Here is a 5,335-nt window from a genome sequence, read left to right on the forward strand (position 1 = left end):
GGGGGGGGGTTGTTTTTTTTAAACGGCCCCGGGCGGGGGGGGGGGGCGCCCCCCCCCCCCCCCCCCCCCCACCCGCTTCCACCCCTCACGAAGGAGCATCACCCGTGACCGAACGCATCGTCCTCGCCTACTCCGGCGGCCTCGACACCTCCGTGGCCATCGGCTGGATCCACGACGCCACCGGCGCCGAGGTCGTCGCCTGCGCGGTCGACGTCGGCCAGGGCGGAGAGGACCTCGAGGTCGTCCGCCAGCGAGCCCTGGACTGCGGCGCCGTCGAGGCCTACGTGGCCGACGCCCGCGACGAGTTCGCCGACGAGTACTGCATGCCCGCCCTCAAGGCGAACGCGCTGTACATGGACGCCTACCCCGTCGTCTCCGCGATCTCCCGCCCCGTGATCACCAAGCACCTGGTGAAGGCCGCGAAGAAGTTCGGCGCCTCGACCGTCGCCCACGGCTGCACCGGCAAGGGCAACGACCAGGTGCGCTTCGAGGTCTCGATCACCTCGCTCGCGCCCGAGCTCAAGTGCATCGCCCCGGTGCGCGACCTCGCGCTGACCCGCGACCGCGCGATCGAGTACGCCGAGCGCAAGAACCTGCCGATCGCGACCACGAAGCACAACCCGTTCTCGATCGATCAGAACGTCTGGGGCCGGGCCATCGAGACCGGCTTCCTCGAGGACATCTGGAACGAGCCCACCAAGGACGTCTTCAACTACACCGACGACCCGGCCTTCCCGCCGGTGCCCGACGAGGTCGTGATCTCCTTCGAGCAGGGCGTCCCGGTCGCGATCGACGGCCGCCGCGTGAGCGCGCTCGAGGCCATCCAGGAGCTCAACACCCGCGCCGGCGCGCAGGGCATCGGCCGCATCGACATCGTCGAGGACCGCCTGGTGGGCATCAAGTCCCGCGAGGTCTACGAGGCCCCCGGCGCGATGGCGCTGATCACCGCGCACCAGGAGCTCGAGCGCGTGACCCTCGAGCGCGAGCAGGCCCGCTTCAAGCGCAGCGTCGGCGACCGCTGGACCGAGATGGTCTACGACGGCCAGTGGTTCTCCCCGCTCAAGCGCTCGCTGGACGCCTTCATCGACGACACCCAGCGCTACGTCACCGGGGACATCCGGATGACCCTGCACGGCGGCCGCGCGACGGTCACCGGCCGCCGCTCGGAGTCCTCGCTCTACGACTTCTCGATGGCGACCTACGACGAGGGCGACCAGTTCGACCAGTCGCAGGCCAAGGGCTTCATCGAGATCTACGGCCTCGCCGCCAAGCAGGCCGCGGCCCGCGACGTCGCCTTCGGCAACGGCGAGGACGTCGACGCCGCCGACGAGGGATCGAAGTGACGGGCTCCGCCTCGTCCTCCCCGGGCCCGGCGGCCGACGGCCCGGGCGTGCCCGACGGCGCGCCCTCGTCCGCCGGCGCCGCGCTCTGGGGCGGGCGCTTCGGCTCCGGCCCCGCGGCGGCGCTCGCGGCGCTCTCGAAGTCCACGCACTTCGACTGGAAGCTCGCGCAGTACGACCTGCGGGGCTCGAAGGCCCATGCGAAGGTCCTGCACGCGGCGGGGCTGCTGAGCGATGACGAGCTCGCACGGATGCACGATGCCCTGGATCGGCTCTCGGCCGACGTGGCCTCGGGCGCGTTCGCCGCGGCCGAGGACGACGAGGACGTGCACACCGCGCTCGAGCGCGGGCTCATCGAGCGCGCGGGCGACGAGCTCGGCGGCAAGCTGCGCGCGGGCCGATCCCGCAACGACCAGATCGCGACGCTCATCCGGCTGTTCATCCGCGACAGCGCGCGCATCGTCGGCGACCAGGTCCTCGACCTGGTGGGTGTGCTGCTGGAGCGCGCGCGGGAGGTGCACGGCGCGGCGATGCCGGGCCGCACGCACCTGCAGCACGCGCAGCCGGTGCTGCTGAGCCACCATCTGCTCGCCCACGCCTGGCCCCTGCTGCGCGACGTCGAGCGCCTGCGCGATCTCGACGCACGCGCCGCGGTCTCGCCCTACGGCTCGGGCGCGCTCGCCGGTTCGAGCCTGGGGCTGGACCCGCAGGCCGTGGCGGCGGACCTGGGGTTCGAGGACTCGGTGTGGAACTCGATCGACGGCACCGCCTCGCGCGACCTCACGGCCGAGTTCTCCTTCGTGCTGACGATGGTCGGGATCGACCTCTCGCGTCTCGCGGAGGAGGTGATCCTGTGGAACACGAAGGAGTTCTCCTTCCTGACCCTGGACGACTCCTTCTCGACGGGGTCCTCGATCATGCCGCAGAAGAAGAACCCGGACATCGCCGAGCTCGCGCGCGGCAAGGCGGGGCGGATCCTCGGGGACCACACGGGTTTGCTCGCGACGCTCAAGGCGCTGCCGCTCGCGTACAACCGGGATCTGCAGGAGGACAAGGAGCCGGTCTTCGACCAGGTCGACTCCCTGGGCCTCGTGCTCCCCGCGTTCACCGGGATGATGGCGACGCTGGTGTTCCATACCGAGCGCATGGAGCAGCTGGCCCCGCAGGGTTTCTCGCTCGCGACCGACATCGCCGACCACCTGGTGCGCTGCGGCGTCCCCTTCCGGGTGGCCCACGAGATCTCGGGCGCCTGCGTGAAGACCGCGGAGGAACAGGACAAGGAGCTGTGGGACCTCACGGACGAGGAGTTCGCGAGCATCTCGGAGCACCTGGATCCCTCCGTCCGCGCGGTGCTGAGCGTGGAGGGCTCGATCGGCTCGCGCGATGCGAAGGGCGGGACCGCCCCCGCGCGCGTCGCCGAGCAGGAGGACGCGCTGGACGCGGCGGTCGAGGGCCTGCGCGCCTTCACGCGCCGCGCCTGAGAGCGGGTTCCGAGGCCGACGCCCGGGCCAGCGCTCGGGCTGACGCCCGGGCCGACGCCCGGGGGCGGCACCCGAGAACTCCGTCGCGCCCGGCGCGGTCGGTGGGGGAGAATGATCGCGGCGCCCGCCCGGGCGCCGCGAACGGACCGATCGAGAGGACCTGATCGATGCAGACCATCCTGGACGAGCTCACCTGGCGTGGGCTCGTGGTGCAGACCAGCGGGCGCGAGGCGCTCGGGACGGCACTCGCGGATGGACCGATCAGCCTCTATTGCGGTTTCGACCCCACCGCCGCCTCGCTCCACGTCGGCCACCTCACCCAGGTGCTGACCATGCGCCGCTTCCAGCTCGCCGGTCACCGGCCCTACGCGCTGGTCGGCGGCGCCACCGGACTGATCGGCGATCCGCGGATGTCGGGGGAGCGGGTGCTGAACGACGAGAGCGTCGTCGCCGGCTGGGTGGACTCCCTGCGCGGCCAGATCTCGCGGTTCCTCGACCTCGAGGGGCCCTCCGGCGTGCGGATGGTCAACAACCTCGACTGGATCGGGCAGATGAGCGCCCTGCAGTTCCTGCGGGACGTGGGCAAGCACTACCGCATGGGGACGATGCTCGCGAAGGAGACCGTCGCGCGGCGCCTCGCGAGCGACGAGGGCATCAGCTACACCGAGTTCAGCTACCAGGTGCTGCAGGGCATCGACTTCCTGGAGCTGCACCGGCGCCACGGGGTCAGCCTCCAGTTCGGCGGGAACGACCAGTGGGGCAACCTCATCTCCGGGGTCGACCTCATCCACAAGGTCGAGGGGAAGGACGCCCACGCCCTCACCACGCCCCTGGTCACGAAGGCCGACGGCACGAAGTTCGGCAAGAGCGAGGGCGGCGCCGTCTGGCTCGATCCCGAGCTCACGAGCCCGTACGCGTTCCACCAGTTCTGGCTCAATGCGGCCGACGCGGACGTTGTGAACTACCTGCGCTACTTCACCTTCCGCGACCAGGAGGACATCGCCGAGCTCGAGCAGGCGACGCAGGATGAGCCGCATCGGCGCCGGGCCCAGAAGGCCCTCGCCGACGACCTCACGACCCTCGTGCACGGGGCTGATGCCACGCGCCAGGCGGAGGCCGCAGCGGCCGTGCTGTTCGGCAGGGGAGAGGTGCGCGATCTCGAGGAGCCGACGCTCGATGCCATCGCCCGAGAGCTCACCACGGTCGAGCTGCCCGGCACGACCGCCCTCGTGGACGCGTTCACGGCGGTGGGCATCATGACCTCGAAGTCCCAGGTCCGACGGGCCGCAGCCGAAGGGTCGCTCACCGTGAACGGCGAGAAGGTCGACGCAGAGGGCGTCGAGCGCGCTCTCTCCGAGGCGGTGACGCCCCTGTCCGGCGGGTACGTGCTGGTGCGTCGCGGTCGGAAGGCTGCGGCGATGGTGCGGCTGAACGGCTGAACAGCGCCAGGGCTGGACGACTCGACCGCTGAACGGCGCGACGGCCGACGGCCCGCGCCGGCGCAGCCCGCAGGGTTCCTGCCACAGCCGGGCCATCGCGAGGGCCGGGTCCCGACACATGTCGGGGCCCGGCCCTTCCGCATACCGGGTCGCGCAGCACCGGGCGCACCGATGTGATGCCGTGCCCACTCGCAGCTCACACGCCCCGGCACAGGGGCGGCATGGGCGTTCACAAACGCCCGTCACCTGCGAGGACACGCGGTCACGGGGCCACAGCGGGACCCTCGCCCCGAATTGACCGGCCACCTCGCGGCCGCCTAATGTCTTCCTTGTCGCCGCAACGAGGACAACGACGGAGGACCGGCCCCCAGGGGCTAGGGACGACGCCGGCACCGAGGAGCGGGGACGAGCTGGACGGGCCTCCCGGGACCCGCACCACGATGTGGCGCAGATCCCTCTGGAGGACTTGCGGAAGGCGAGGAGCTTCGACTACAGTTGAGCCTCGCGCCTCCCCGACGGAGAGTCGGGCCGCACCGCGGACGGCGCATCGAGCCCCTGACACAACCCAGGATCTGGGTTGCAACGGTGTGCGCGTGTTGTTTGAGATCTCAATAGCGTGTCTGTTTGTTGATGCCAAATTTTTTGTTTTGGCATGACGGATGATGTAGCAGATTTATATGAATGTGCTAGTCGTTTGTTTTGTCGGGATTATAGTTTTTCATTTTTTGATGGAGAGTTTGATCCTGGCTCAGGACGAACGCTGGCGGCGTGCTTAACACATGCAAGTCGAACGATGATGGCCGTGCTTGCACGGCTGGATTAGTGGCGAACGGGTGAGTAACACGTGAGTAACCTGCCCTCCACTTCGGGATAACCTCGGGAAATCGGGGCTAATACCGGATATGAGCACCTACTGCATGGTGGGTGTTGGAAAGTTTTTCGGTGGGGGATGGACTCGCGGCCTATCAGCTTGTTGGTGAGGTAGTGGCTCACCAAGGCGTTGACGGGTAGCCGGCCTGAGAGGGCGACCGGCCACACTGGGACTGAGACACGGCCCAGACTCCTACGGGAGGCA

The 5,335-nt window shown here is 69.6% G+C and carries 3 protein-coding genes and 1 rRNA gene; all 4 read left to right on the plus strand.

The genetic code is table 11. The features are described 5' to 3' along the window. The first annotated feature begins 104 nt into the window (after positions 1-104). Positions 105-1,343: an argininosuccinate synthase gene (locus MHY49_RS18685; RefSeq protein WP_228357845.1), complete on the plus strand. Its 1,239-nt coding sequence runs from the start codon at positions 105-107 to the stop codon at positions 1,341-1,343. A gap of 47 nt (positions 1,344-1,390) precedes the next feature. After that, the gene (gene argH, locus MHY49_RS18690; RefSeq protein WP_239206688.1) at positions 1,391-2,821 is read left to right on the plus strand and encodes an argininosuccinate lyase; all 1,431 of its coding nucleotides are present in this window, start codon (positions 1,391-1,393) and stop codon (positions 2,819-2,821) included. A 167-nt stretch (positions 2,822-2,988) separates the two neighbouring features. Further along, positions 2,989-4,260, plus strand: coding sequence for a tyrosine--tRNA ligase (gene tyrS, locus MHY49_RS18695; RefSeq protein ID WP_239206686.1), 1,272 nt, complete (start codon positions 2,989-2,991; stop codon positions 4,258-4,260). Between the two features lie 725 nt (positions 4,261-4,985). Further along, positions 4,986-5,335, plus strand: a 16S ribosomal RNA gene (locus MHY49_RS18700); the annotation flags it as partial.

The organism is Brachybacterium sp. ACRRE (genome assembly GCF_022346485.1).
In the GTDB taxonomy this organism is placed as follows: Bacteria; Actinomycetota; Actinomycetes; order Actinomycetales; family Dermabacteraceae; genus Brachybacterium; species Brachybacterium halotolerans.